Consider the following 2,343-nt stretch of genomic DNA (forward strand, 5'->3'; position numbering starts at 1 on the left):
TCGGGAATGATCCACTGATCCTCAAGAAAACCGTAATCAAACGCAAGCAGCCGGCCGTGTCTCAACCTCGCAGCGGCCGCGCTCCACCAGCCGCATGCCGCTGATTGCACCTCAATGCTGTATCCATCGGGCAGCACGTCAGCAACCGGTTGCGGGATCGCAGCCACCGATTCAACCGCGCATGCAGGGCCTCGCGCCCAGGCGAACGCGCCGGCTTCCAAGGTCACTCCCCACTCAAACCAACTCCCCCGCGCCCGGTCCCATCCGAGCCGTCTGAGCGGCAAAGCGTCCAGCAGCTCATTTGAAAACATCACTCCAGTCACGCCTGCGGCGGGAAGCTCCGTCGGAGAACCGAACCATTTGACCTTCCCAGCGAAGTCGTGCAGCGAGGCAGCCTGAAGCGCCCGCAATTGCGCCGAGGGCTCGATGATCCAATACTCCGTTGCGTCAAAAATCTGTTGCCGCCAGCGTCGCAGCCATCCCAGCACGTCAGTCGCGAGCCGCCCGCGGTTCGCCCCCGCCTCGACGAATTGCACACCACGCTCCGGCGCCCGCAGCTCGCCGGCCCAATCCGCGAGCTGAAAGGCGAGCAGTTCTCCAAACATCGGCCCGACACTCACGCTCGTGTAAAAATCGCCACCCCGTCCCACCTTGTCAGATTCTCTCTCGTAAAATCCATAATGTGGACAATACAGGGCCAGCTCCATGAATCGTTCGAAGCTGATCCAGCCGGATTTGCGGATGTCGCCGGAAATAATTTCAGTAAGCGAATTCAAAGGACGATGACTGGTGCGAATTTAGCTGATAACCCGCCGTTGCAACCAGTGTATGGCAAAAATTGACGCGTTCTTTAACCTGATGTTCGAGCAGAAGGCCTCGGACCTGCACCTTTCCTCGGGCAACTCGCCGATGCTGCGCATCAATGGCGAATTGCAACGCGTGGATTTCCCGCCACTCGAAAGCGACGCGCTGAAGACGATTCTTTACGAGATCGCACCCGAATACAAAATCAAAGTCTTCGAGGAAACAGGCGACGTCGATTTCGGCTACGAAATCCCGAACATCTCCCGCTTCCGTGCGAATTTCTTCAACCAAAAAAACGGAATCGCTGCGGTGTTCCGCCAGATTCCCAGCAAGGTCCTTTCCTTTGAGGATTTTGAAAAATTCGACGCGCCGCTTCCTCCGGTCTTGAAAAAGTTTTCCATGCTGAACCGAGGATTGGTTGTCGTGACGGGCCCCACGGGTTCCGGCAAATCGACGACCCTCGCCGCCATGGTGGATTACGCGAACAAGAATCGCCGCGACCACATCATCACGGTTGAGGATCCCATCGAGTTCGTCCACGAGAGCAAGAACTCCCTCGTGAATCATCGCGAGGTGGGAGTCCACACCAAGTCGTTCGCAGCCGCCTTGCGCGGAGCCCTGCGCGAAGATCCCGATATCGTACTCGTCGGCGAGTTGCGCGACCTCGAAACGATCGAGCTGGCCCTTGTCGCCGCGAGCACGGGTCACCTTGTTTTCGGAACCCTGCACACGCCCAGCGCGGCGAAAACGGTTGACCGTATCATTGACGTCTTTCCCGCCGAGCAGCAGAACAAGGTGCGCGCCACGTTGTCCGAGGCTTTGAAGGGTGTTGTCGCCCAGAACCTGTTCAAGCGCATCGACAAAAAAGGCCGCGTTGCCGCCCTTGAAATCCTCGTGTTCACCACGGCGATCGCCAACCTCGTGCGCGAAGGCAAGACCCACCAGATTCCCGGCATGATCCAGGTCGGCAAGAAACTGGGCAATCAGCCGCTCGACGACGCCATCATGGAGCACTTGCGCATGAAACGCATTTCCCCTGAAGAGGCGTACGACAAGGCGATCGATAAAAAGAAATTCCGCGGATTCCTCGCAACCCCGCCCGAAGACGAAGATGTCTGATTGAATTATGCGCCGTCCTGAACTCGATCACATCCTGACCACGATGCTGGATTCCCAGCCCGAGGTTTCCGACCTGCTGTTCACCGCGGACAAACCGCTCCAGGTGGAATCGTTCGGCGAATTGAAACCCGTGGATCTCGATCCGCAGATTGAAAAACTCACGCCCTATCAAACAGAGATGATCGCCCTGAATCTCGTGGGCGAGAACCAATGGCACATCGAGGATCTGCTGCGCCGGGGCTCGTGTGACTCAGCTTACACCCTGGGCGAACGCGCCCGCTTCCGCGTCAACATATTCTCCCAGCGCGGCAATTACTCCATCGTTTGCCGCCAGCTCAACACCGAGATTCCCACGCTCGAGCAGCTCAAGCTGCCCGAAATCATCCGCCTCGTCCCCCGCGAAAAAACCGGTCTCGTCCT

General features: G+C 58.1%; 3 protein-coding genes. 2 read left to right on the plus strand and 1 reads right to left on the minus strand.

Features of this window, described 5'->3' with window-relative positions:
* A partial coding sequence (locus VEH04_15230) for an SAM-dependent methyltransferase (protein HYG24131.1) occupies nucleotides 1-776 on the minus strand: 776 nt, incomplete at its 3' end.
* 52 nt (nucleotides 777-828) lie between these two features.
* Here VEH04_15230 and VEH04_15235 point away from each other — a divergent pair.
* Both VEH04_15235 and VEH04_15240 read left to right on the plus strand, forming a co-directional pair.
* A complete protein-coding gene (locus VEH04_15235; protein ID HYG24132.1) occupies nucleotides 829-1,923 on the plus strand; it encodes a type IV pilus twitching motility protein PilT in 1,095 nt (364 codons plus the stop codon).
* Between the two features lie 7 nt (nucleotides 1,924-1,930).
* A partial coding sequence (locus tag VEH04_15240) for a twitching motility protein (GenBank protein ID HYG24133.1) occupies nucleotides 1,931-2,343 on the plus strand: 413 nt, incomplete at its 3' end.

Source organism: Verrucomicrobiia bacterium (assembly GCA_035629175.1).
Classification (GTDB): Bacteria; Verrucomicrobiota; Verrucomicrobiia; order Limisphaerales; family DASXHY01; genus DASXHY01.